Source organism: Pseudomonas rustica (genome assembly GCF_018336155.1).
Lineage (GTDB): Bacteria > Pseudomonadota > Gammaproteobacteria > Pseudomonadales > Pseudomonadaceae > Aquipseudomonas > Aquipseudomonas rustica.
The window spans coordinates 1-313 of sequence record NZ_JAGYHF010000046.1 but is presented as its reverse complement, the minus strand read 5'-3'; the positions used below and the strand labels follow the sequence as shown (position 1 = coordinate 313).

Annotated in this window: 1 pseudogene; it reads left to right on the top strand. The window is 59.7% G+C overall.

Going from position 1 to position 313, the window contains the following annotated elements:
• Positions 1-101 precede the first annotated feature (101 nt).
• Positions 102-313, top strand: a pseudogene (locus KFS80_RS26790) (hypothetical protein); the annotation flags it as partial.

Genomic DNA, 313 nt, shown 5'->3' with positions numbered 1-313 from the left:
CAAATGACCGGCATGGAGCGCGTAGAGCTTCGCCGAACCAACCCCGCCGAGCACGCGCGCATGAAAGCCGCTGCTGAGGCCAAGTAAAAGGAAATTCAGCAATGCCAACCATTCTCTCGGACGTCGTGTTCCGCGATGAGCTGCGCGACTACATCACCGTCAACACCGTTGAGCGCACCGCGTTCTTCCAGTCGGGCATCCTGACCACCAACTCGGACATGACCACGCTGCTGGCCAGCCCGTCGAACACCTTCACCATTCCGTGGTGGGTTGACCTGGACGCGTCCATCGAGTCGAACTACTCGAACGACGT